Genomic DNA, 24870 nt, shown 5'->3' on the forward strand with positions numbered 1-24870 from the left:
ACACTCACGGACGGCCGTCCGCGGCCATCGACGCGACGCGACGGACCAGTCCGGCGACGTCACGGACCGACACGAGTTGGGCGTGGTGGGCACCTCGGATGGTCACGACCCGCGCGTCGCCCATCGACGCCGCCAGTCGCTCCACCCAGTCCGACCCCGCGATCGGGTCGCCCGCCCCGCGCACGACGACGGTCGGAACGGTCACCGCACTCGCCTTCTCGAGGGTCGGGTAGGCGAGCATCGCGCGGAGCGTCGAGCCGAACCACCGCGGCCCGCAGAGTACGTAGTCCCGGAACACGATGGCGTTGGCGCCGATGCTCTCGCGGGTCGCATCGAGGGCGAGCGCCCGACCTTGCGCGACCGCGGAACGACGGGTGTCGTCGACGACGGGACCGATGAGCACGAGCCCGACGACGAGGTCGGGACGGCGGCGGGCGAGCTCGACCGAGAACTGCGCCCCCATCGACTGCCCCACCACGACGACGCGCTCGAGACCGAGGCGGTCGGCCGCCTCGCCGGCCGCGGTCGCGTAGTCCTCGACGGACAACGGCTCAGAGGGACGGGGCGTGCGGCCGTGCCCGGGGAGCGTCAGGCTCACGGCCCGGTGCGAGGCGGAGAGCGCGACGGCGACGGGCTCGAGGCTCGCCGACGTCATGCCGATGCCGTGGAGGAGGAGCACACCCGTCGACCGCGCGGTCCCCTCGCCGGTGCCGGTCGTCGTGCCTGTCGCCGGACCGGTGTCGGCCACGTCGACGACGACCCCGCTCGCGAGCGTCAGACGGCGTCGCCCGATGGGGGACGCTCCCGCCCGGTCACGTCGTCTCGCCGCCACCGACGTCACCTCTGTTCCTCGTAGTGATCACCTCCCGACCCTAAGCGGATCGACCCGGCTCGGCGTACGATGCGCGGCGGGGGCGCGCGCGAATGGCCCACAATGTGAGAACGTCGGGAGATCGTGCGTCCGGGACGCGACCGGCACGACGACGCCCGGACGGGAGGAGGTCTCATGCGCAAGGGCCACAACCTGCTCGCCGTCGGGGACTACAACCAGGCCGTCATCCTCGACCTCATCCGGCGCGCGCACCTCGGACTCAGCCGCGTGGAGATCGCCGTCGAGACGGGCCTGTCGGCCCAGACGGTCTCGAACGTCGCACGCCGCCTCCTCGATGCCGGACTCGTCCGCGAGGCGGGGAAGCTCATCGCCGGCCCGGGCAAGCCGCGGACGCTCCTGCAGCTCGAGGCGACCAGCCGCTACGCGGTCGGCGTGCACCTCGACCCCACCGTCGTGACGTTCGTGCTCCTCGACCTCGCCGGGGCGATCGTGTCTGACCACCGCATCCCCACGCCGTCCGCGGCCGACCCCGACGTGGTCATCGCCGTCATGGCCGAGGAGATCCGCGCGCTCCTCGAGCGCGAATCCGTCCCGCCCGAGCGCGTCCTCGGGGTGGGCATCGCCGCGCCCGGGCCGCTCGACTCGACCCGGGGCATCCTGCTCGATCCCCCGCTCCTCGAGGGGTGGATGGAGGTTCCGCTCCGCGACGCCCTCGCGGATGCGACCGGCTTCCCCGTGGTGCTCGAGAAGGACGTGACGGCCGCAGCCGTCGCGGAACTGTGGGTCGACTCGGGCACCCACCGCGACAATTTCGCGTTCCTCTACTACGGCACCGGTCTCGGGATCGGGCTCGTCGTGAACCACGACGTGCTGCGCGGTGCGAGCGACAACGCCGGCGACATGGGCCACCTGATGGTGCAGGCCGACGGGCCGTTGTGCTCGTGCGGACGTCGCGGCTGCGTCGGCGACCTCGTCGTGCCGCACCGCCTCGTGCAGCGGGCGACCGCCGCTGGCGTGCTCGGCCGATCGGCGCCGCTCGACGGATCGGTGGACGGACCGGTGGAGCACATCGACTTCGACGCGACGGACAGGCGATTCAGCGACTTCGCCCGTGCGGCGGCCGACGGGGACGCGGCCGCCGTCGCGATCCTCGAGGAGGCCGCGACCCACCTCGCGCGGGCGCTCGTCTCGATCGTCAACCTCCTCGACGTCGACCACGTGGTCTGCGGCGGGCCGTTCTGGCGGCGCATCGCGCCCGTCATGCGCGAGCGGGTCGAGAGGCTCGTGGCAGAGGACCCCGCCCTCATCCCGAGCCACCCGATCGTCGTGGAGAACTCGACGATCGGCGAGGACGTCGCTGCCGTCGGCGCGGGTTGTCTCGTGCTCGACCAGACGCTGTCACCGCGCCCGTCCGCCCTCCTCATCGCGGGCTGACGTACGGCGCCCGCCTGGCACGCAGCATCCGGGACGGCACCATCCGCGTCTCCCGAGCCCGTCGACGGGCTCCGACCCGAGACGGCCGCCATGCGCGTCGACACGGTGGGCGATCGCGCGCCTGTCCCCCGTCCGATAACGGTTCTGCAAATGTCTTGACATGAGTTACTCCAATCGATTTACATATACCGAGGCCGTTGGCCGTGGCGATGTCGCCACAGCGCCGGAACCGGTCGTGGAGCAAAGGAGCACCATGAAACAGCGCCATCTCGGAGTAGCCGCCATCGCCGCGGCCTCCGTCCTCCTCTTCTCCGGCTGCTCGGCCGGAGGCGACGGCGGCGACGCGAACACCATCAAGGTCGCGTACCAGAAGTTCGGTCAGTTCACCCAGATGGACGACCACATGAAGAAGGTGAAGGACGAATTCGAGGCTTCCCACGAGGGGATGACCGTCGAGCTCGTCCCGATCGAGGCTCAGGAGGCCGACTACTTCGCCAAGCTCGCCCTCATGAACCGGTCGGCCGCCACGGCACCCGACGTCATGTACGAGGACACGTTCATGGTGAAGACGGACGTCGAGGCCGGATACCTCGCGCCGCTCGACGACTACATCGCCGACTGGGAGGACTGGGACCAGTTCCCCGAGAACGCCCGCCAGGCCGGCGCCGGCGACGACGGCAAGATCTACGGCATCCCGATGGGAACCGACACGCGCGCCATCTGGTACAACAAGAACCTCCTGGCGGACGCCGGCATCGAGACCCCCTGGGTGCCCGAGACGTGGGACGACATCCTCGACGCGGCCGAGACCATCAAGGCGTCGAGCCCCGACACGATCCCCTTCAACATCTACTCCGGCAAGGGACAGTCGGAAGGCGCCTCGATGCAGGGCTTCCAGATGCTCCTGTCCGGCACGGACGACGTGCTCTTCGACTCCGACGAGCAGAAGTGGGTGCTCGGCTCGCAGGGCTTCGAGGACTCCCTCGGCTTCATCGAGGACATCTACCAGGGCGGTCTCGGCCCGACACCGCAGCAGGCCCTGGACAAGAACATCGGCACGACCATCAACAGCGAGTGGATCCCTGGCGGTGAGCTCGCAATGAGCCTCGACGGCTCGTGGGCCAGCGGAACCTGGATCGAGACCGGCTCGTCGCCGTGGCCCGAGTGGTCCGACGTGATGGAGGTCGCTCCGATGCCGACGCAGGACGGATCGGACCCCGGACGCACGAGCATGTCGGGCGGCTGGACCCTCGCCATGGGCTCGGGCTCGAAGAACCCCGACGCGGCGTGGGACTTCATCAGCACCGCGCTCAGCAAGGACAACTCGCTGAGCTACGACGTGGCCGCGAGCCAGGTGGCCGTGCGCACCGACGTGGCTGAGGACCCGGAGTACACCGACGCCAACCCCACGTTCGGCTTCTTCTCGGAGCTCGTCGCCGACACGCACTTCCGCCCGGCGAACTCCGACTACTCGAAGGTCTCCGCCGAGATCACCGTCGCGATGGAGTCCGTCATGACGGGCCAGCAGACGCCGGAGGAGGCCGCGGCCACCTATGACCAGGCGGTCATCGGCATCGTCGGTGAAGAGAACACGATGGCGGCGTCCGACTGATGTCGACCACCGCTCCCACGGCCCTGGGCGCACCCCGTGCGCCCGGGGCCGCGCGGCCGGCGCAGCGCAAGCGGCGTCCCGGGCGCACGCTCCTGCGGAGCGCGCCGCTCCTGCCGGCCGTCGTGCTCCTCGGCGTCTTCCTGCTCGGGCCGGTCATCTCGTCGCTCTACGGCTCGCTCACCGACTCGTCCCTCAGCGGGGCGTCGGCCGCGAACGCCGAGTTCGTCGGCTTCGAGAACTACGCGAGCCTGTTCGCCGACCCCGACTTCCCGAAGTCGGTCCTGCTCACCCTCGTCTTCCTCGTGGCGTCGGCCCTCATCGGCCAGAACTGCCTCGGGCTCGGGCTCGCCGTGCTCATGCAGTCGTCGCACAAACCGGTGCGCGTGATCGTCTCGACGATCGTCGTGACCGCGTGGGTGCTGCCCGAGATCGTCGCATCGTTCGCCGCGTACGCCTTCTTCAACGACGGCGGCACGCTCAACACCATGCTCACGGGACTCGGGATCCCCGGGGTCAACTGGCTCTACGTGTTCCCGATGCTGTGCGTGATCCTCGCGAACATCTGGCGAGGGACCGCGTTCTCGATGCTCGTCTACACGGCGGCGCTCAACGATGTGCCGCCGGAGATCACCGAGGCCGCGGAGGTCGACGGCGCGCGCGGATGGCAGCGGTTCATCCTCGTGACCGTCCCCATGATCCGCCGCAGCATCTCGACGAACCTCATGCTGACGACGCTCCAGACCCTGTCCGTCTTCGCCCTCATCTTCGTGATGACCGGCGGCGGACCCGGCACGGACTCGACGACGCTTCCGCTCCTCGCCTACCAGGAGGCCTTCCGCTTCGGCGAGCTCGGCTTCGGCACGGCGATCGCGACGATCCTGCTGCTCGTCGGTGCGATCTTCGGCGTCCTGTACATCCGCGCCCTCAAGCCGGAGGTGGACTGACCATGGCCCAGACAGCCGCGGACCGCTCCCTCGCGGGACCGCCCCAGACCACCCGCTCCATCACGACGGCCGACCGGAAGGCCGAGTACAGCATGGCCGCTCCGCGCGGGCGTGCCATGAAGTGGCTCGCGAGCATCGTGCTCATCGTGATCGGCGTGATCTTCCTGCTACCGCTCGTGTGGCTCGTCCTCGCCTCGATCGACTCGAGCGCGAGCCTCTCCGTGAAGTGGCCGGAGGCTCCGTCCTTCAACAACTTCATCACGGTGCTCACGCCCGAGACGTCGCTCATCCCGCTCGCGAACAGCTTCATCCTCTCGGCCGGCTGTGCGATCGTCACGGTGCTCGCGGCGATCCTCGCGGCGTACCCGCTCTCGCGGTACTCGATGCGGATCAACAAGCCGTTCCTCTACGGCGTGCTGTTCGGCACATGCCTCCCCATCACGGCGATGATGGTTCCGGTCTACGCGCTGTTCGTGGCCTTCAACCTCATCGACAACATGGGAGGGACGATCCTCTTCCTCGCCGCGACGTCGCTGCCGATGGCGATCTGGATGATGAAGAACTTCATGGACTCCGTGCCGATCTCCCTCGAGGAGGCGGCCTGGACCGACGGCGCCTCGGCGATGCGCACCCTCCGCGCCATCGTCGTGCCGCTCATGCGGCCCGGTATCGCCGTGGTCTTCATCTTCGTGTTCATCCAGACGTGGGGGAACTTCTTCATCCCCTTCGTGCTGCTCCTCAGCCCCGAGAAGCTGCCGGCCGCCGTCAGCATCTTCTCGTTCTTCGGACAGTACGGCTCCGTCGCCTACGGACAGCTCGCCGCGTTCTCCCTGCTCTACTCCGTGCCCGTGCTCGCGCTCTACGTGCTCGTGTCTCGCCTCGGCGGCGGCTCGTTCGCACTCGCCGGCGCGGTCAAGGGCTGACCAGGGCACGCCTCCCACCCGCTCACCTCCGACCGTTCCACGTCCCCCGCGGCACAGCGGCCGTCACCGTCAGGTGACCGCCGACGCGCCTCGACCAGAAGGAATCCTCTCCATGCCAGAACCCACCAGCTTCGTCGACCTCCGCATCCGCCGCTTCGTCACCGAGCGCCTCACCCCCGCGATCTACCGCGAGCGCGAGCCGCTCAGGGTGACCGCGTGGGACGTGCCCGGCGAGCCCGTCCCGTTCGCCGAGGCGGTCGGGCAGGAGTTCCGCCCGTTCACGGTGGGCGAGGAGTGGAGCCGGCCGTGGGGCACGACGTGGTTCCACCTCACCGGGACCGTGCCGGCCGATTGGAGCACCGAGGGCACGGCCGTCGAGATCCTCCTCGACCTCGGTTTCGTGAAGGGCCACCCCGGATTCCAAGCGGAGGGTCTCGTGTGGGACGCCGACGGGAACATCGTCAAGGCGGTCGAGCCGTTCAACAATGCGGTCCCACTGAAGGTCGGCCCCGGCGACACGATCGACCTCTATGTGGAGGCCGCGTCGAACCCCGACGTGCAGGGCGAGTCGGTGTACGCGCCGACCCCGCTCGGCGACCTCGCCACGTCGGGCGACGAGCCGCTCTACCGCACGCGCGTCATGGACATCGGGCTGCGCGACGTCGCCGTGTGGGAGCTCGCACAGGACGTGTGGACGCTCGACGGACTCTGGCGCGAGCTCGGCGATGAACTGCCGCGCCGCGCCGAGATCCTGCGTGGGCTCGAGCGGATGATCGACGCCGTCGACCCCGACGACGTCGCGGGAACGGCCCCGGCCGGTCGCGAGGCGCTCGCGCCGCTCCTCGCCTCCCCCGCCTACGCCTCGGCCCACCGGCTCGTCGCCGTGGGACACGCGCACATCGACTCCGCCTGGCTCTGGCCCGTGCGCGAGACGATCCGCAAGTGCGCCCGCACCTTCTCGAATGTCCTCGCCCTCATGGACGACAACGACGAGTTCCTCTTCGCGTGCTCGTCCGCGCAGCAGTTCGCGTGGATGAAGGAGTTCTACCCCGACCTGTTCGAGCGGATCCGCGAGCGCGTGCTCGAGGGGCGCTTCGTGCCCGTCGGCGGCATGTGGGTCGAATCCGACACGAACCTCCCGGGCGGCGAGGCCATGGCCCGCCAGTTCGTCACCGGCAAGGGCTTCTTCCTGCGCGAGTTCGGCATCGACACCCCCGAGGTGTGGCTGCCCGACTCCTTCGGCTACTCCGCTGCGATGCCGCAGATCGTGCGTGCGACCGGCTCGCGGTACTTCCTCACGCAGAAGCCGTCGTGGAACGAGACCAACGTCATGCCGCACCACACCTTCCACTGGGAGGGCATCGACGGCACACGCGTGTTCACGCACTTCCCGCCCGTCGACTCGTACAACGCGACCCTGTCGGCCGAGGACCTGCACCGCGCGCAGCGGCAGTACAAGGAGAAGGGCGACGCGAACACCTCGCTCGTGCCCTTCGGCTACGGCGACGGCGGCGGCGGACCGACGCGCGAGATGATCGCTGCGGCGCAGCGCACGCGGAGCCTCGAAGGGTCCCCGAGTGTCGACATGGCGAGCCCGCTGTCGTTCTTCCAGCGCGCCGAGGCCGAGCTGCCGAAGCCGCCCGTGTGGTCCGGCGAGCTCTACCTGGAGTTCCACCGCGGCACCTACACGTCGCAGGCCCGGACGAAGCGCGGCAACCGCCGCAGCGAGCACCTCCTCCGCGAGGCCGAGCTGTGGGCGACGGCCGCCACGATCCGCGCCGGCGCCGAGTACCCCACGGCCGAGCTCGAGGACGCGTGGCACACGGTGCTGCTCAACCAGTTCCACGACATCCTGCCCGGCTCGTCGATCGCCTGGGTGTACCAGGTGGCGGAGGAGCAGTACGAGCGCGTCGCGGGCGTGCTCGAGGGTGTCATCGAGCGTTCGCTCGCGGCCCTCGCGGGGGCCGGCGATCGGGCGTTGCTCGCGAACGCCGGTCCCTACACGGTGGACGGGGTGGGCGCCCTCGGCGGGTCCGCCGCCGTGTCCGCCTCCGGGGCCGGCGACGTGCGCGTCGACCGTTCTGGCGACACGATCACGCTCAAGAACGGGCTCGTCCGTGTCGTGATCGACGGCGACGGCCTCGTCTCCTCGCTCTACGACCTGCAGGCCGAGCGCGAGGTCGTGGCCCCCGGCGAGCGCGCCGGCGAGCTGTGGATCTATCGCGACACCCCCGCCCAGTGGGACGCGTGGGACATCGACGTGCACTACCAGCGACACGGCCAGGCGATCCACGGCGTCGATTCGATCGAGGTCGTGTCGGAGGACGTGTCGGGCGCGACCGTGCGGGTGACGCGCACGCGCGGGGAGAGCACGTTCGTGCAGGAGTTCACGCTCACGGCCGGGCGTCCGACGCTCGACCTCACGACGACGATCGACTGGCACGAGCGGCAGAAGCTCCTGAAGCTCGCGTTCCCGCTCGACGTGCACGCGGAGCGCGCGTCGAGCGAGATCCAGTTCGGTCACATCAACCGGCCGACGCACGTGAACACGTCATGGGACGCCGCACGCTTCGAGACGAGCGCGCACCGCTGGGTGCACGTCGGCGAGACGGGCTACGGGGTCGCGGTGGCGAACGACTCGACCTACGGTCACGACATCACGCGGTCGACGCGCGACGTCGACGGCGGGGGCGACGGCGGCACGACGACCCTCGTCCGGGAGTCCCTCCTGCGCGCGCCGACGTTCCCGGACCCGCACGCCGACCAGGGCCGCCACGTGCTGCGCACCTCGGTGCGCGTGGGCGCCGACGTGCTCGACGCCGCCGCGGAGGGCTACCGCCTCAACGTGCCGCCGCGCGCCGTGACGGGCGGGGCGGACATCGCTCCGATCCTCACCGTCGACGACCCCGCCGTGGTCGTCGAGGCCGTGAAGCTCGCGGAGGACGGCAGCGGCGACGTGGTCGTGCGCCTGTACGAGGCGCGCGGGGCGAAGGCGCGGGCCACGGTGACGGCGGGCTTCGCGTTCGCCTCGGTCACGGAGACGGACCTCCTGGAGCGCGACGTGGAGCCGGCGGCCCTCGTCGCGAGTGATGGCTCCGGGGCCCCGGTGTCCCTCGCCCTCCGCCCGTTCCACCTCGTCACGCTCCGCTTCCACGGAGTCACCGCCTCCTGACCCACCCCCACCCCAACCCCAAAAAGATTTCGATGCTGCACTAAATTTCATGCAGCATCGAAATCTTTTTGGTGTGGGGCGGGTTGGGAGTGGCGTGGAGCTCATACTGTGGCTGTTCGACGCGCAACTGCGCATCGGCGACCAGACCATCCTGTGGCGCGAGGTCGTCGGCAACGTCTTCGGACTGCTGAGCGCGCTCGGCGGAATGCGCCGGAAGGTCTGGGCGTGGCCCGTCGGGATCGTCGGCAACCTGCTGCTGCTCACCGTGTTCCTCGGCGCCGTCTTCGGCACACCCAACCCCGTGAACCTGCTCGGGCAGGCGGGCCGGCAGATCATGTTCATCGCCGTCTCGATCTACGGCTGGTACCGCTGGCGGACCGCGAGCCGTGAGGGCGGCACCGCCGTGGAACCCCGATGGGCCGGCTGGCGGAACCGCGTCCTCCTCGTGATCGCCCTCGTCGGCGGTACGGCGCTCATCACCCCCCTGTTCCGCGCCCTCGGCTCGTACGAGCCTGTCTGGGCCGACGCGTGGATCTTCGTCGGCTCGCTCCTCGCCACCTACGGCATGGCGAAGGGATGGGTGGAGTTCTGGCTCATCTGGGTGGCCGTCGACCTCGTCGGTGTTCCCCTGCTCTTCGGCGCCGGCTACTACGCGTCCGGTTTCATGTACGTCTTCTACGGCGCGTTCACGCTCTTCGGCTTCGTCGTCTGGGCGCGAGCACGCCGCCGGAAGCCGTCGGTCGAGACCCTCTTCCCGGACCCGACCCTCCAGAACTGACCACGACCCCGAACTGACCACGAGGTGGTGCGTTCGCGCCGAATCGTGGCGGTGCAGCGCCGCGATTCGGCGCGAACGCACCATCTCGCGTCGTCGACTGTCGGAGGGCGATCGGTGCGAATCGTCCTCACGGCGGGTGCCGATGGTACGCGAGACCGAGGCGACGGGCGGACCGTGTCCGTAGCGTAGGGGTATGAGCAGGCAACGCACCCGTGTGACCCCCGCGATGAAGCGGCGGAGGCGACGCGCCGTCACCCTCCTCGTGACGGCGGCCGTGCTGACAGCCGTCGGCGTCGGCTCCGTCGCGGCGATCACGGGTGCGAACGGCGGCGGCTCACCGATGGACTTGTTCGCGACGCCGCCGGAGGACTGCAACGGCGACGCGGCGATCGAGGGCTGGTCGACAGGAACGCTGCACCTCGACGTCCGCGACGTGTCGAGCGGGGAGCGTCTGCGCGAGGTCCGCGGCGACGAGCCCGCCCCCACCGGGAGCACCATGAAGGTCGTCACGGCCGCGGCGGCCGTGACCTCGCTCGGACCGGACACGACCCTCGAGACGCGGGTCGTCGCGGGGGACGATCCGGCGACGGTCGTCATCGTCGGAGGGGGCGATCCCACGCTGAGCCGTCTGCCGAGCGGACAGGACAGCGTCTACCCCGGTGCTCCGCACCTCGACGACCTGGCCAGCCAGGTGCTCGAGAGCCGCGAGGCCGACCCGGAGCTGCGCGACGTGCCGATCCGTCGTGTCGACGTGGACGCGAGTCTCTTCGGAGGGCCGGCCTGGTACGGGGGCTGGTCCGAGTCGGCGCGCACCTCCGGATCGGTATCGAACATCACGGCCCTCATGGTCGACGGGGACCGCGACGACCCCTCGAACGCGTACTCGCGGAGGGGCGAGGCGGCCGTGGATCGCGCGGCGCAGGCGTTCGCCGAGCTCCTCGGAACGGACGTCGAGGTCGGACCGCTCGTCGATGCCCCGGAGCGCGCGACCGAGCTGGGCTCCGTCCGCTCAGCGCCCGTGAGCGACCTCGTCGCGTACCTCCTCACGAACTCCGACAACACGCTCGCGGAATCGCTCGCGCGGCTCGTGGCGGTGAACGAAGGTGCCGGAAACCGTTTCGAAGACGTGCAGGAGGGGACGACGGCCGCGCTCGATCGCCTGGGCGTCCCCACCGACGGGCTCGTCCTCGCCGACGGTTCCGGCCTCAGCGCCGTCAACGCCGTGCCGGCCTCGATGCTGTCCCTCCTCCTCGTGGAGGTCGCGCAGGGCGACGGCGACCTCGCGATCGTGGAGGACGGACTCGCCGTCGCGGGACGCACCGGCACGCTTGCCGAGGACGGGCGGTTCGCCACGGAGAACACGGACGCGGCCGGCCACCTGCGCGGGAAGTCGGGGACACTGTCGAGCATGTCGGGGCTGGCCGGGATCGCGGACGCCGCGGACGGCTCCACGGTCGCTTTCACGATCTGGGCGGAGGATCTGGAGGCCGGGTCCGCGTCGACGACGGCCCGGGCCGCTGTCGACGCCCTCGCCGCGGAGATCTATCGCTGCGGCGCGTCGCTCTGACACGAGCCGGCCACGGGTCGATGAGGGTTCAGTCGCCGACGAGTCGGTGGTCGTGCGCGAAGACCACGATCTGCACGCGGTCGCGCAGCGCGAGCTTCGTGAGGATGCTGCTGACCTGCGTCTTCACGGTGGACTCGCTCACGAACTCGCGCTCCGCGATCTCCGAGTTGGACAGCCCGCGGGCCACGAGGCGGAAGACCGCCTGCTCCCGTGCGCTCAGCTCGCGGAACGACGACGGAGGCGGCGGCGGCGGGGCCGCGAGCACGTCGGTGGCGAAGAGCTCTCCGAGCTCGTCGGCCGCGAGGACCGTGCTGCCCGCGTGGACCGCGCGGATCGCGGCGGTGAGGAACGCCGGCGTCGCGTCCTTGAGGACGAAGCCGCTCGCCCCGTGACGGATGGCAGTCGCCGCCGCCCGGTCGAGCGCGAACGTCGTGAGCACGATCACGCGCGGGAGCTCGCTCGGCTGGAGCGCCGTGCGCGCGCCGTCGAACAGCGCTCGCACGGTCTCGACGCCGTCCATCACGGGCATGCGGATGTCGAGGAGGACGACGTCGGGACGGGTCGCGTCGATCACGGCGAGCGCCTCGGATCCGTCGCCGGCCTCACCGACGACCTCCATGTCGTCCTGGGCGTCGAGCGCGACGCGCACCCCTCCGCGGAAGAGCTCCTGGTCGTCGACGAGCACGATGCGGATCACGGCGCGATCACCGGCCGCTCGACGGCGGCGGTCGTCGCGGCCGGGAACGGGACGGCCGGGAGCGCCGCCGGGTCGAGGTCGGCGAACGGTACCCGGGCCCTGGCCGTGAAGACGCCGTCGACGGCCTCGGCCTCGAGGCTCCCGCCCACGGCCTCCACGCGCGCCCGCATGCCCGCGATGCCCGATCCCGCGCCCGCCGTGCGTTCCCCGCCGGGACTCTCCGGCGGAACGGCGTTCTCGACCTCGATGACCACGTCGCCGGATCGCCACACCTCCCGGAGGTGGATCGGCGCTGCCGCGTCGCCGTGGCGCAGTGCGTTCGTGAGCATCTCCTGTGCAACGCGTCGAACGACCACCGACGGCGGGCCGTCGACGGGCCGCTGAACCCCGCGCACCGAGCGCTCCACCTTGACCCCCGCCGCGCGGATCTGCTCGACGAGCGTGTCGAGGTCGGCCGGCTCCTCCTCCGCCCCCTCCGGCGTCATTCCACTCAGCACCTCGCGCACTTCGTGGAGCGAGCGGCGCGCGGTGTCGGCGATGGTCGCGGACACCGAGCGGATTCGCGCGGTGTCGTCGAGGAACTGGACGGAATCGGCCTGAGCGATGATGACGGCGAGCGAGTGGCCGACGATGTCGTGCACGTCCCGCGCCATGTCCGCCCGCAGCTTCTCCGCCTCCGCGACGCCGAGGGCACGCTCTGTACGGTCCTCGGCGAGCACCCGTCGCTCGGACTCGTGGCGTTGCGAGCGGAAGGAGCGCACGGCGAAGCCGGCGAGCCACGTCGACGCGAGCACGCCGACGGGGGCGATCGCCGCGGCGAGCGGGATGCCCGCTGCGAAGATCTGGTACCGCGTGCCCGACTGGATGAGGAAGTCCGTGGCGATGAGTCCTCCGACGAGCGCGGACGCCCCCGACACCACGACTTCGATCCGTGAACCCAGCCGGGCGTTCGCGTAGACCGCGAGCAGGATCGCGATCGCCGCGAAGCCCGGCCTCTCGTTCTCGATCATCTGCGACAGCGCCATGACCCAGACGAGGAGCAGCGCCGTTCCCGGGCTCACGCTGCGGACGACGATCGACACGAAGGCGAGCGTGGCCACGACGGGGCTCGCCGTCTCGACGTCCAGGGGCGGGAACAGACCGAGGGCGGTCACGACGAACGCCGCGGCGATGTCGGCGCCGAAGCGCCACCCCCTCAGCCGCTCGAGCAGTACAGCCGTGTCCATCGTCCCGATCCTCCCGCGCGCCCTCTCACGTCGCGGCCCGTGGCCGCGCGACATCGCACGTCCGACCAGCCTACGAGCCGAGGCCCGCACGGCGCCTCCTCCTGGAGTACCGTTCGGCCGGCTCGGGTTCAGTCGGAGGCGGGAAGCGCGAGCGGCCAGCGGCCGTGCACTCGGGCGCGCCAGCGGCGGACGGGCGACGCGGAGCGACCCCCCACCCGCAGGGTATGGAATCCGCGGCGGTTGCGGCGCCACATCGACGGGAGGCTCGAGAAGGGGCGGGACGATATCGGCATGCGCAGCTCCCGGTCGAGGAGGATGCGGTGGTCGCGGCCGAGGGCGACGCTGAGGTCCATGTCGTCGTGCACCTCGGGGTCGTCGCGGTGTACCTCGCCGCGCACGCTCCGCCAGGCGCTCGTGCGCATCGCGAAGTTGGAGCCGAAGAGGGGCCAGTGCGCGAGCGCGCTCCCCACGAGCACGAAGTACGCCTCCATGTAGAGCACACGGGCGAGGACCTGCGGCACCCCTCGCAGTTCGGGAAAGGTGCCGGGTCCGGTGACCGCGTCCACGGCCGGATCGGCCAGGTCCGCTGCGATGCGTTCGATCCAGTCGACTGGAGGATCGGAGTCCGCGTCGAGGCGCGCGATCACGTCGCCGCACGCGGCGTCGTAGCCGGTGCTCGCTGCGGCCGAGATCCCGACGACGGGTTCGGTCACGACGCGCGCCCCCGCGGCGAGCGCCACGGCCGCGCTGTCGTCGACGCTCCCGTTGTCGACCACCACGATCTCGAACGGCCGCACCGACTGGGCGGCGAGCGCCGCGAGGCACACGCGCAGGTGCGCACCGTCGTCCTTGACGGGGATGACGACGGAGACGCGGTAGGAGCTCACGAGACGAGGCCCCTGCCGCCGGGACGCGGCGGAGGCTGGTCGGTCGTCATGCGGGTTCTCCTCGTGTGCGGGTGTGTACGGGCGGTGCGGGCGCACACGTGCGTTGTGGGGTCCAGGTTACGAAGCGCGCGGCCGCCGCGCTCCCCATTGTCCCGGCCCGTGCCTGGTGATAGCCCGCCGGCGGGAGCGGCGCCGCCGCACTGCCCGAGCGGGACCAAGGTCCCTGGCGACCGCGGGAACGCGCCGAGAGACTGCTCGTGATCCCCCGCCGGCACCGCCGCGCCCGAATCACCGCTCGAAAGGACCGCCATGCCCTCCTCCCTCCTCGCCTCCCGTCGGGCCCCCGTCTCCCCGACGTCCCCCTGCATCGCGCACCGGCCGTCCCGCCGCGTCGTCCTCCTCTGCGTCTCCCCCATCGCCCCCACCGGACGAGTCGTCGCTGCGGCGGTCACGAGCGTCGCGGCCGGGAACAGGACGCTCGTCTCCTTCCCCGCCGGCGCGACCCGCCGCACGCGAACGGCCGTCCGTCTGCTCTCCGACCGGGTGGGTCGTGAGCGACTCGTCGTGGTGACGGGCGCCGACCTCGCCGCGGATCCCGATGCGGAGCTCGCCCACCTCGTCTCGGTCGACGGATCCACCGTCACCGCTGCGGGGGAGTCATCCGTTCCGCACACCGGCGGTGCCGCCGCACGGGGCGCCCTCGTCTCCCTGTTCTCCGATCCGTTCCCCGTCGAGGAGTGGACGGCGCGAGCAAGCACACGGCGGTGACTCCGCAGCGCGCCAGCGGGACGTTCGACCCTCGTGCGCCGGCCGACCCGGATCCACACTGGTCGAGGGGACGCCCGCCGTCGGAGCGACGGCACCGACAGTCTCCCTTCGAGACGGGGAGGCACGGCGTGGACGAGAACACGATCGTCGTCGGCGTCGACGGATCACAGCCGTCGCACATGGCCGTCCGGTGGGCGGCGAATCGCGCCGAGCGGCAAGGCGCCCGGCTCCTCCTCGTCCACGTCGTGGGCGACACCCCGTCGCGCGACTCCGACGACGAGCTCGTGCAGGCCGCTCGCCGCATCGCGGAGATCGCGGCCCCGTCGGTCGCCGTCTCGACGCAGCTCGTCTCCGGCGATCCCATGTGGTCGCTCGCCGACGGCTATCCGGACGCCGGCGCGATCGTCGTGGGCTCGCACAAGACGGGCTTCCTCCGTGGCTCCTCCTTCGGCTCCGGGTCCCTGCAGCTGGCGTCGGTGTCGACGGCGCCCGTCATCGTGATCCCGTCGACGGTGAGCCCGACGTCGTCAGGCATCGTCGTCGGCCTCGACGATTCGCCCGACGGCCGGGCCGCTCTCGATCTGGCCGTGCGCTTCGCCGACGTCGAGCAGCAGACGCTGACCGTGGCGCGGTGCGTTCCGCCGTCGACGGGACGGCGAGGCGGAGACGGGGAAGCCCTCGCCATCGCCGCCCTGTCGGCGGCCCGGCGTCGGGTGAGCGTGCTCGCGCCCGGCGTGCAGGTGCGTTCGCGCATCGTTCACGGCCTCCCGGCCCAAGCGCTCATCCGCGCGTCGGCGAGATCGTCGCTGCTCGTCGTGGGCCGCTCGCAGGGCACGGGCGACCCGTCGCCGATGGGCCGGGTCGCGCACGACGTGCTCCTCAACCTCGTGGCTCCGACGGCCGTCGTCGGCGCGTCGAGGGCGCGCGCGGCCGGTCGCGCACCGGACGTCGCGACCGATGGGACGTTCGACTCTGCCGTGAACGCATCGGGTCCGGTTCAGTGAGGGCATGACCAGTCACACGCATCCAGATCCGGTCGCGGCGGGAGGCCCGCTCGACGCGAGACCGATCGTCGTCGGCATCGACAGCTCCTCGACGGCGGTGGCCGCGCTTCGCGAGGCCGCAGCCCTCGGGCAGGCGCTCGGTCGTCCCGTCGACGCGCTCGTCGCGTGGGACTGGCCGTCGATCTTCGTCGGCGGGTTCTTCCCTCCCCTCGAGTGGTCGCCGGAACCGGCGGCGCACCGCGTCCTCGACTCCGCCTTCGACGCGGCGTTCGGGGCGGATCGGCCGGAGGGGGTCCACGGTCGCGTCGTCCACGGCCAGCCGGCCTACGTGCTGACAGAGGCGAGTAGGAACGCGGCGTTCATCGTCGTCGGCCGTCGCGGAGGAGGCGGCTTCTCCGGCCTCACGATGGGGTCGGTCACGTCGGCCGTCGGCGCGCACTCGCACTGCCCCGTCGTGATCGTGCCGGCGGATTGAGCCGGCCATGGCGCGCGCGCTCATCGTCGTGAGACCCGACGACGCCGACGCGTCGAGGCTCGCCGACGCCGTGGCGGACGGGCTGCGCGACGGCGGTGTCTTCACCCACCTCTGCGCCGCCTGCACCGCCCCGGATGGGCCGCCCGATTCCTGGGAGATGCTCATCGACGGGTTCCGGTCCCACCCCGACCCGCGTCCGGAGGACCGACTGGTCCGCTTCCGCGCCACGCTCCGGCGTTCCCCACACATCGCGACCCGGGCACCGGCCACAGCGGAGCCGAGCACACCGGAACCGAGCACGCCGGAGCCGAGCACGGAGGTCGAGCTGTCCGGGACGGCGGACCTCGGCACAGCGCGGGAGTGGGGGCTCGCTCTCGCCGATCTCGTCCGCTCCGAGGTCGCGAGCCGCGACATCGACCGGCTCGCCGGTGCCGCCGGGCTGTAGCCCGGTGTTGCAGGACCTTCGGCCCTGTCACGACGAACGGGTGCGGAGGAGGCTGCGATCATGAGTGACAACGACCACACATCCCCCCTCCCGGGCGTCACGACCATCGGCGTCGACACGCTCCCCATCGACGTCCGTCCGATCATCGTCGGAGTCGACGGGTCGATCACCTCAGCGCACGCGCTCCACGCCGCGCGTGAGATCGCCGAGCTCCTGGGCCGCCCCCTGAACGCAGTGCTCGCCTGGCAGTGGCCGGAGGCGGAATACCGCGGATGGGCCGCCGGCCTCGACTGGTCGCCGGAGCGCGATGCGCGTGAGCGCCTCGAGGCGATGGTCGCGCACGAGTTCGGCGACGACGGCGCTCCGCCGTGGTTCACGGCGACGATCGGCGCGGGCAGCCCAGCGTCGGTCCTCATCGACTCCTCCCGCGGCGCGCAGCTGCTCGTCGTCGGAGGCCGCGGACATGGCGGGTTCGCCGGCTTGCTGCTCGGTTCGGTGAGCGAAGCCGTCTCACGCCATGCGTCCTGTCCGGTCCTCGTGGTGCGCGAGGATCGGACAGGGATCGACGACGGGGACGACCGCCCCATCGTCGTCGGCGTCGACGGCTCCCCCGGTTCGCTCGAGGCCCTCCGTGTGGCGGCGGAGGCCGCACGGACGCTGTCCTGCCCCCTCGAGGTCCTCTTCGTCTGGCACGAACCCACGTCGTTCCTCGGCGGATACCCCCTCGGGCTCACGTGGTCCCCCGAGGAGGACGCCCGCGCGGCCCTCGTCCGCTCGCTCGAGGACGTCCTCGGCCCCGAGCCGGCCCCTGGCGTCTCCGGATCCATCCGCGAGGGTCGCGCGGCCTCGGTCCTCATCCGGGCAGCGGCCCACGCGCGGGCCCTCGTCGTCGGGGCGCGGGGACACGGGGGCTTCCAGGGCCTCCTCCTCGGCTCGGTGAGCGACGAGTGCGTGCGACACTCCAGCGCTCCCGTCCTCGTCGTGCCGGACGCGCTCCGGACGGCCGAGCGCGAGGCGATCGTCGCCGAGCAGAGGTTCGAGAGGGAGACCAATCCCTTCGTCGATGCGACCGGTCCTTCCCCCGCCGACGGCAGCGCGCCGACGCTCGAGCGGGCGACGTCGTGATCGGCCTCGACGAGCGGAGCGCATCCGCATCTGAAGCGGCCGGCTCCTTCCCCTCGCGCGATCTCGGCCCTCTGACCGATGAGTCGCTCGACCGCATCGACGCGTGGTGGCGCGCGGCGAACTACCTCTCGGTCGGCCAGATCTACCTGCTCGACGATCCGTTGCTCCGGCGGCCTCTCACGCGCGATGACATCAAGCCGCGCCTGCTCGGACACTGGGGAACGACGCCCGGACTGAACCTGATCTACGCCCACCTCAACCGCGCGATCGCCGAGCGCGGGATCTCCACCCTGTACGTGACGGGACCGGGCCACGGCGGCCCCGGCATGGTCGCGAACGCCTACCTCGACGGCACCTACACGGAGCTGCACCCGAGCATCGGGCGCGACGAGGACGGCATCCGCGCCCTCTTCCGCCAGTTCTCCTTCCCCGGCGGCATCCCGAGCCACGCATCACCGGAGACCCCTGGATCGATCCACGAGGGCGGCGAGCTCGGCTACGCCCTCTCGCACGCCTACGGGGCGGCGTTCGACAACCCGGATCTCCTGGTCGCGGCCGTCGTGGGCGACGGCGAAGCCGAGACCGGCCCGCTCGCCACGAGCTGGCACTCGAACAAGTTCATCGACCCCCTCGCCGACGGTGTCGTGCTGCCGATCCTGCACCTCAACGGCTACAAGATCGCGAACCCCACGGTGCTCGCCCGCATCCCAGAGCACGAGCTCATGGACCTGATGCGCGGGTACGGTCACACGCCATACCTCATCTCGGGCGGCTTCGACGGAGAGGATCCCGCCGACGTGCACCGCCGTTTCGCCGCGACGCTCGACGACGTCCTCGACCACATCTCGCGCATCAAGGCCGCCGCACGCGCCGGCACCCTCGACGGCCGCCCCGCGTGGCCGATGATCGTCCTGCGCACCCCGAAGGGCTGGACCTGTCCCGCGTTCATCGACGGGCTCCCCGCCGAGAACAACTGGCGATCCCACCAGGTACCGCTCGCGAGCGCACGGGACACCCCCGAGCACCTCGCCGTCCTCGAGGGGTGGCTGCGCTCGTACCGACCGGAGGAGCTCTTCGACGCGACGGGCGCTCCCGTGGATCGTGTCACGGCGCTCGCGCCCGGCGGCGATCTGCGCATGAGCGCCAACCCCGTCGCGAACGGCGGTGTGCTCCGCCGCGACCTCGTGCTCCCGGACTTCCGCGACTTCGCCGTCGACGTCCCCGCCCCCGGCGCGACAATCGCCGAGCCGACGCGAGTCCTCGGGAACTGGCTCGCCCAGGTCGCGGAGGACAATCCGCACACGTTCCGGATCTTCGGACCGGACGAGACCGCGTCGAACCGCCTCGGCGCCGTCCTCGACGTCACCGACAAGCAGTGGAACGCCGAGGTCCTGCCCACCGACGAGCACCTCGCCCGCAGCGGTCGCGTGATGGAGATGCTGAGCGAGCACCAGTGCCAGGGCTGGCTCGAGGGGTATCTCCTGACGGGACGGCACGGCCTCTTCAACACCTATGAGGCCTTCGTGCACATCGTCGACTCGATGTTCAACCAGCACGCCAAGTGGTTGTCGTCGAGCAAGCGCATCCCGTGGCGACGCCCGATCTCGTCCCTCAACTACCTGCTGTCGTCGCACGTCTGGCGCCAGGACCACAACGGCCTCTCCCACCAGGACCCGGGTTTCATCGACCACGTCGTCAACAAGAAGCCGGAGGTCGTCCGCGTCTATCTGCCGTTCGACGCCAACACCCTGCTCTCCACCTACGACCACTGCCTGCGGAGCGTCGACTACGTCAACGTCGTCGTGGCCGGCAAGCAGCCGACGTTCACCTGGCTCGACATGGAGAGCGCGATCGCGCACATGACGAGAGGTCTGGGCATCTTCGACTGGGCGGGAACCGAGGTGGAGGGCACGGAGCCCGACGTCGTGCTCGCATGCGCCGGCGACGTGCCGACGCTCGAGGTGCTCGCGGCAACGTCGATCCTGCGCCGGGAGATCCCGGAGCTGCGCACGCGCGTCGTCAACGTCGTCGATCTCATGCGTCTCATGAGCGCGGGCGAGCACCCGCACGGGCTCGGCGACACCGAGTACGACGCCCTCTTCACGACGGATCGGCCGGTGATCTTCGCCTATCACGGCTACCCGTGGCTCATCCACCGCCTCACGTACCGCCGCACGGGACACGCGAACCTGCACGTGCGCGGCTACAAGGAGGAGGGCACCACGACGACGCCGTTCGACATGGTGATGCTCAACGACCTCGACCGCTTCCAGCTCGTCATCGACGTGCTCGACCGCGTCCCGGGGCTCGCCGCGCGCTACGCGGCGCTCCGCCAGCGGATGACCGACGCGCGCGTCGAGGCGCGCGCCTACACCCGCGAGTTCGGTGAGGACATCCCGTCCGTCGCCGAGTGGACGTGGACGCACGGCGGCGGAACCACGGCGCAGACGGCGGCCACCGGCGGAACCGGCGGGGACAACGAGTGAACGAGGAGCGATCATGACACGGCGCGAACGCACGCAGGACGACGTCGAGCATCTGACGACAGCCGAGTGCTGGCGGCTCCTCGAGCAGGCCGAGCTGGGTCGCCTGGCCGTGTCGGCGACCGATGGGAAGCCGGACGTCTTCCCCCTCAACTTCGTGGCCCGGTCCGGCCATCTGTACCTCCGGACGGCTCCCGGCGCGAAGCTCGCGGACCTCACGGGAGCGGCCGACGTCGCCTTCGAAGTGGACGGGACCGATGGCACCTTCCGCTGGAGTGTCGTCGTCCGAGCCCGGGCCGACACCCTGCGGCTGCTGGACGACGCCCCCCTCGAGGACATTCCGACGGCGCATCCCTCCGGGAAGTCGATCGTCGTACGGCTCGTCCCGACGACCGTCACGGGTCGACGATTCCGCGACGCCCGCGTGACGACACGGCGCACGACGCCGCGGATCCACGAGCCCTCCGATCGCAAGCCCGTCCCCATCCCCCATTTCCCCCCACCGAAGAAAGGCACACCATGAAGACCGCCGTCGTCACCTCCTTCACCTCCCCGCTCGAGATCGTCGACCGGGACATCCCCCAGCCGAGTCCCGGCGAGGTCCTCGTCCGACTCGAGACCTGCGGGCTCTGCCACACGGACATCCACGCGGCCCACGGCGACTGGCCCGTGAAACCGACGCCGCCGTTCGTCCCGGGACACGAGGGCGTCGGCATCGTCGAGCTGCTCGGAGACGGCGTCACCGAGCGCCACGTCGGCGAGCGCGTCGCGATCCCGTGGCTCGGCTACGCGTGCGGACACTGCCGCTACTGCATCGACGGTCGGGAGACGTTGTGCGAGTCGCAGCACAACAGCGGATACTCCGTCGACGGCGGCTTCGCCGAGCACACCGTCGCGAACGCGCGCTACGTCGTGCCCGTGCCCGACGGCGTCTCGTCCATCGATGCCGCCCCGCTCACGTGCGCCGGAGTCACCACCTATAAGGCCGTCAAGGTGGCTCACATCGTTCCGGCGGAGCGCGTCGCGGTCTTCGGCATCGGCGGCCTCGGCCACCTCGCGCTGCAGTACGCGCGGATCTTCGGCGGCTCCGTCATCGCGGTCGACGTGGAGGACGGGAAGCTCGACCTCGCGAGGCAGCTCGGAGCCGAACACGTCGTGAACGCGCGTCGCGAGGACCCGGTCACCGCCATCCAGGCCCTCGGCGGTGCCGACGTGGCGATCGTGCTGGCCGCGTCGCCCCGCGTCTTCGAGCAGGCCTTCTCGTCGCTCGCCCGCGGCGGTCGGCTCGTCTGCGTGGCCCTTCCCGCGGAGGAGAAGATGTCGGTCTCGATCTTCGAGACGGTGCTCAAGGGCATCTCGATCATCGGCTCGATCGTCGGCACACGCCAGGACCTCGCCGAGGTCTTCGAGCTCCACGCATCGGGCCGCACGACGGTGATCGCCGAGACCCGCTCGCTCGACCAGGTCAACGAGGCGATCGACGAGGTGCTCGCGGGGAAGGCGCTCGCGCGACTCGTGTTCGAGTACTGAGGACGCCCGAGGAACTCGTCGCGACGGTGACCCCCCGGGGGTGGTCTCTCGCGTATACGCGGACAGGGTCCATACTGGGACGGTTCCCCGCCCGCACCGTTCGGGCGGCGCGACGGCTCGGAGGAGGCGACGTGGACGACGTTCGAGGGACCGTCACCCCCGCACACGACGATGGGGTCCCGCACCGCGAGGAGTGGAGTCGCCGCGTCCTCGAGTCCCAGGAGCGGCTCCGTGCCCTCATCACGGCCAATCGCGCGATGGTCGACGAGCTCGACCTCGAGCGCGTGCTGCGCACGATCGTCCAGGCGGCCGTCGACCTCGTGCACGCCCGCTACGGCGCACTCGGGGTGATCGGGCAGGAGGGCGGGCTCGAGCGCTTCATCCACGTGGGCGGCGACGCCGACATGCCGGAGCGGATCGGACACTATCCGCGCGGCCACGGCCTGCTCGGAGCGCTCATCGACGATCCGCGTCCGATCCGCCTCGAGCACCTCTCCTCCGACGACAGGTCGAGCGGCTTCCCCGCCGGTCACCCGCCGATGGACAGCTTCCTCGGGGTCCCCATCCGCGTCCGCGACGAGGTGTTCGGCAACCTCTATCTCACGGAGCACGGCGAGGGCGGCTTCTCGGCGGAGGACGAGGAGTTGCTCATCGCGCTCGCGGCCACGGCCGGCGTCGCGATCGACAACGCGCGGCTCTTCCAGGAGACGCGCCGGCGGCAGCAGTGGAGCGCCGCGTCTGCCCAGATCGCCGCGTCCCTGCTGTCGGGCGGTCGGGACGACGCCCTGTCGACGATCGCGGAGACCACGGCACAGCTCGCGGACGCCGACGTCGTGTGCGTCGTCCTCCCCCACGGCGCGCGCGACCTCGTCGTCGACACCGTCGGCGGCATCGACGGCGACAGGTTCCGCACGATGGTGATCCCCCGGGAGGGGAGCACGATCGCGGCAGCGCTCGACTCGGGCGCCCCCGTCCGACGAGACGATCTCGGAGCGGTCGACACCGCCGAGCCCGACGCCCCGCTCATGCTCGGACCGTCGATGATCATCCCGCTCATCGCCGACGACACGACGATCGGCGCGCTCGCGATCTCCCGCCTCGCGGGGCGCAGGCGGTTCTCCGACTCCGACCTCGAGCTCGCGTCCGACTTCGCCGACCAGTGCGCGATCGCGCTCGCCCTCGAACGTGGACGCGTCGACCGGGAGAAGCTCTCGGTGCTCCAGGACAGGGGGCGCATCGCACGCGACCTCCACGATCACGTCATCCAGCGACTCTTCGGAGCGGGGCTCACCCTCCAGGCCGTGGGCTCGGAGATCGAGGACGCCCGCCTCCGGGAGCGGGTCGAGGAGCAGGTCACCGCCCTCGACGAGGCGATCGGTTCGATCCGCACGGCGATCTTCGCGCTCACCTCCCGGCGGCCGAAGGAGTCGGTCAAGCACCGCATCATGGACGTCGTCACGGCGCACGACACGACGACGGCTCCGGCGCCGCGCCTCATCCTCAGCGGACCGATCGACTCGACGGTCACCGAGGACATGGTCGCCGACGTCCTCGCCGTCGTGTCCGAGGGCGTCGCGAACGTGGCGCGTCACGCCCAGGCGTCCTCCTCGACCGTGAGCGTCTCGGTCGAGGCCGACAGACTCGTCATCCGCGTGGAGGATGACGGTGTCGGCCCAGGCTCCGGTTCCCGCCGCAGCGGAACGGCGAACCTCGAGGAACGCGCGGCGCGGTGGGGCGGCTCGTCGCACCTCCGGCCACGGGACCCGAACGGTTCCGTCCTCGACTGGACCATCCCCCTCCACCGCACGACCGGAAGGCGAGCATGACGACCGTATTCCTCATCGACGACCACGAGGTGGTCAGGCAGGGCATCGCCGGCCTCATCGGACGCGAGCCCGACCTCGACGTGGTCGGGGAGGCGGCCACCGCACGGGAGGGGCGCCAGCGCGTCGCCGCCACGCTTCCCGACGTCGCGGTCATCGACGTCCGGCTGCCCGACGGCAACGGAATCGACCTGTGCCGCGACATCCGGTCTGCGCACCCGGAGGTGCACTGCCTCATCCTCACCGCGTACGACGACGACGACGCGATGTACGCCGCCGCGATCGCCGGTGCCGCCGGCTACGTGCTGAAGGACATCCGCGGGCAGAAGCTCGTCGAGAGCATCCGCGCGGTGGCCGCCGGCATCCGGCTCATGGATCCGCAGGTCCGTCGCAGCGTCGTCACCGAGTCGGCGCCGCCGTCCGACCGGGTCGAGGTGGCCCTGTCGCTGCGGGAGCGCCAGGTGCTCGACCACATCGCCGACGGCCTCACCAACCGGCAGATCGGCGAGAAGCTCGGGCTCGCCGAGAAGACGGTGAAGAACTACGTGTCATCCCTCCTCGACAAGCTCGGCATGGAGCGGCGCACGCAGGCCGCGGTCTACGGGGCGGAGCACCGCGCCGACTGACCCGCTTCAGCCGTGCTCGCGCCGCACCGGCTCACGGTGCGAGGAGGGCACGACGAGGACAGGGCAGCGCGCATGCCGGACGCACTGATCGCTCACGGAACCGAGGAGCAGCGTCGCGAAGCCTCCGCGGCCTCGCGACCCGACGACGAGCATCCGGGCGTCGGCCGCTCGCTCCAGAAGGACCTCGGCGGGATGGCCGAGTCTGGCGACCGTCGACACCGCGACGGCGGGGAACCGATCCCGGATGCGCGCGATGTCGGCCTCCGTGCGAGAGCGGACCGCCTCGTCCACCTCCGCCGCCGGCACGACATACCCCTCGGAGAACACCGCACCGGGCGGCGCCGTGTCGATGGTCCACGCCCGGACGACCTCCACACGGCACGCGAGGTGGGCGGCGAGGCTGCACGCCTCCTCGACGGCGGCGTCGGCGCTCGCCGAGCCGTCGTGGCCGACGACGATCCACGGTCCATCCGGACGATCCATCCGTGTCGATTCGCTGCCCATGATCGGCTCCTCCTG

The 24870-nt window shown here is 71.1% G+C and carries 22 protein-coding genes; 17 read left to right on the forward strand and 5 right to left on the reverse strand.

Annotation, left to right across the window (positions count from 1 at the left end):
• Positions 1–4 precede the first annotated feature (4 nt).
• Positions 5–832 carry an alpha/beta fold hydrolase gene (locus tag CLV49_RS03675; protein WP_127054527.1) on the reverse strand — a complete coding sequence of 276 codons (828 nt, stop codon included), beginning with the start codon at positions 830–832 and terminating at the stop codon, positions 5–7.
• Between the two features lie 174 nt (positions 833–1006).
• Here CLV49_RS03675 and CLV49_RS03680 point away from each other — a divergent pair, with 174 nt between their 5' ends.
• From CLV49_RS03680 to dacB, 7 genes are all read left to right on the forward strand, one after another.
• Positions 1007–2266, forward strand: coding sequence for an ROK family transcriptional regulator (locus CLV49_RS03680; RefSeq protein WP_106562323.1), 1260 nt, complete (start codon positions 1007–1009; stop codon positions 2264–2266).
• A gap of 253 nt (positions 2267–2519) precedes the next feature.
• A complete protein-coding gene (locus tag CLV49_RS03685) occupies positions 2520–3878 on the forward strand; it encodes an extracellular solute-binding protein (RefSeq protein ID WP_106562324.1) in 1359 nt (452 codons plus the stop codon).
• Positions 3878–4822 carry a carbohydrate ABC transporter permease gene (locus tag CLV49_RS03690; RefSeq protein WP_106562325.1) on the forward strand — a complete coding sequence of 315 codons (945 nt, stop codon included), beginning with the start codon at positions 3878–3880 and terminating at the stop codon, positions 4820–4822. Before CLV49_RS03685 ends, CLV49_RS03690 begins: the two co-directional genes overlap by 1 nt.
• Positions 4823–4914: 92 nt before the next feature.
• A complete protein-coding gene (locus CLV49_RS03695; RefSeq protein WP_106564862.1) occupies positions 4915–5745 on the forward strand; it encodes a carbohydrate ABC transporter permease in 831 nt (276 codons plus the stop codon).
• Between the two features lie 112 nt (positions 5746–5857).
• Positions 5858–8917: an alpha-mannosidase gene (locus CLV49_RS03700; protein WP_106562326.1), complete on the forward strand. Its 3060-nt coding sequence runs from the start codon at positions 5858–5860 to the stop codon at positions 8915–8917.
• A 49-nt stretch (positions 8918–8966) separates the two neighbouring features.
• Positions 8967–9695 carry a nicotinamide riboside transporter PnuC gene (gene pnuC / locus CLV49_RS03705; RefSeq protein ID WP_424978999.1) on the forward strand — a complete coding sequence of 243 codons (729 nt, stop codon included), beginning with the start codon at positions 8967–8969 and terminating at the stop codon, positions 9693–9695.
• A 193-nt stretch (positions 9696–9888) separates the two neighbouring features.
• Entirely contained in the window at positions 9889–11262 is a 1374-nt protein-coding gene (gene dacB, locus CLV49_RS03710) for a D-alanyl-D-alanine carboxypeptidase/D-alanyl-D-alanine endopeptidase (RefSeq protein ID WP_243696776.1), read from the forward strand.
• A 28-nt stretch (positions 11263–11290) separates the two neighbouring features.
• Here the strand turns inward: dacB and CLV49_RS03715 are convergent, their stop codons facing one another.
• The 3 genes from CLV49_RS03715 to CLV49_RS03725 form a co-directional block, all read right to left on the reverse strand.
• Positions 11291–11959 (reverse strand): response regulator, encoded by a 669-nt coding sequence (locus CLV49_RS03715; protein ID WP_106562328.1) that lies wholly within the window; start codon positions 11957–11959, stop codon positions 11291–11293.
• Positions 11956–13185, reverse strand: coding sequence for a sensor histidine kinase (locus CLV49_RS03720; protein ID WP_106562329.1), 1230 nt, complete (start codon positions 13183–13185; stop codon positions 11956–11958). The genes CLV49_RS03715 and CLV49_RS03720 overlap by 4 nt, the downstream gene beginning before the upstream one ends.
• Before the next feature lie 128 nt (positions 13186–13313).
• Positions 13314–14072: a glycosyltransferase family 2 protein gene (locus tag CLV49_RS03725; protein WP_106562330.1), complete on the reverse strand. Its 759-nt coding sequence runs from the start codon at positions 14070–14072 to the stop codon at positions 13314–13316.
• Between the two features lie 309 nt (positions 14073–14381).
• Here CLV49_RS03725 and CLV49_RS03730 point away from each other — a divergent pair, with 309 nt between their 5' ends.
• From CLV49_RS03730 to CLV49_RS03775, 10 genes are all read left to right on the forward strand, one after another.
• Positions 14382–14840, forward strand: coding sequence for a hypothetical protein (locus tag CLV49_RS03730; RefSeq protein ID WP_106562331.1), 459 nt, complete (start codon positions 14382–14384; stop codon positions 14838–14840).
• A 128-nt stretch (positions 14841–14968) separates the two neighbouring features.
• A complete protein-coding gene (locus CLV49_RS03735) occupies positions 14969–15844 on the forward strand; it encodes a universal stress protein (RefSeq protein ID WP_127054525.1) in 876 nt (291 codons plus the stop codon).
• A gap of 4 nt (positions 15845–15848) precedes the next feature.
• Complete coding sequence (locus CLV49_RS03740; RefSeq protein WP_106562333.1) at positions 15849–16319, forward strand: universal stress protein; 471 nt, start codon at positions 15849–15851, stop codon at positions 16317–16319.
• Positions 16320–16326: 7 nt separating this feature from the next.
• Positions 16327–16764 (forward strand): hypothetical protein, encoded by a 438-nt coding sequence (locus CLV49_RS03745; RefSeq protein WP_106562334.1) that lies wholly within the window; start codon positions 16327–16329, stop codon positions 16762–16764.
• A 60-nt stretch (positions 16765–16824) separates the two neighbouring features.
• Positions 16825–17889: a universal stress protein gene (locus CLV49_RS18115; protein WP_127054523.1), complete on the forward strand. Its 1065-nt coding sequence runs from the start codon at positions 16825–16827 to the stop codon at positions 17887–17889.
• A gap of 71 nt (positions 17890–17960) precedes the next feature.
• Positions 17961–20375: a phosphoketolase family protein gene (locus CLV49_RS03755; protein ID WP_106564864.1), complete on the forward strand. Its 2415-nt coding sequence runs from the start codon at positions 17961–17963 to the stop codon at positions 20373–20375.
• Positions 20376–20388: 13 nt separating this feature from the next.
• Positions 20389–20895, forward strand: coding sequence for a pyridoxamine 5'-phosphate oxidase family protein (locus tag CLV49_RS03760; protein ID WP_106562335.1), 507 nt, complete (start codon positions 20389–20391; stop codon positions 20893–20895).
• On the forward strand, positions 20892–21902 hold the full coding sequence (gene adhP / locus CLV49_RS03765) for an alcohol dehydrogenase AdhP (protein ID WP_106562336.1): 1011 nt from the start codon (positions 20892–20894) through the stop codon (positions 21900–21902). The genes CLV49_RS03760 and adhP overlap by 4 nt, the downstream gene beginning before the upstream one ends.
• A 131-nt stretch (positions 21903–22033) precedes the next feature.
• On the forward strand, positions 22034–23728 hold the full coding sequence (locus CLV49_RS03770) for a GAF domain-containing sensor histidine kinase (RefSeq protein WP_106562337.1): 1695 nt from the start codon (positions 22034–22036) through the stop codon (positions 23726–23728).
• The gene (locus tag CLV49_RS03775; RefSeq protein ID WP_106562338.1) at positions 23725–24351 is read left to right on the forward strand and encodes a response regulator; all 627 of its coding nucleotides are present in this window, start codon (positions 23725–23727) and stop codon (positions 24349–24351) included. Before CLV49_RS03770 ends, CLV49_RS03775 begins: the two co-directional genes overlap by 4 nt.
• 6 nt (positions 24352–24357) lie before the next feature.
• Here the strand turns inward: CLV49_RS03775 and CLV49_RS03780 are convergent, their stop codons facing one another.
• Positions 24358–24855: a universal stress protein gene (locus tag CLV49_RS03780; protein ID WP_158261896.1), complete on the reverse strand. Its 498-nt coding sequence runs from the start codon at positions 24853–24855 to the stop codon at positions 24358–24360.
• Positions 24856–24870 lie beyond the last annotated feature (15 nt).

The organism is Labedella gwakjiensis, from assembly GCF_003014675.1.
In the GTDB taxonomy this organism is placed as follows: domain Bacteria; phylum Actinomycetota; class Actinomycetes; order Actinomycetales; family Microbacteriaceae; genus Labedella; species Labedella gwakjiensis.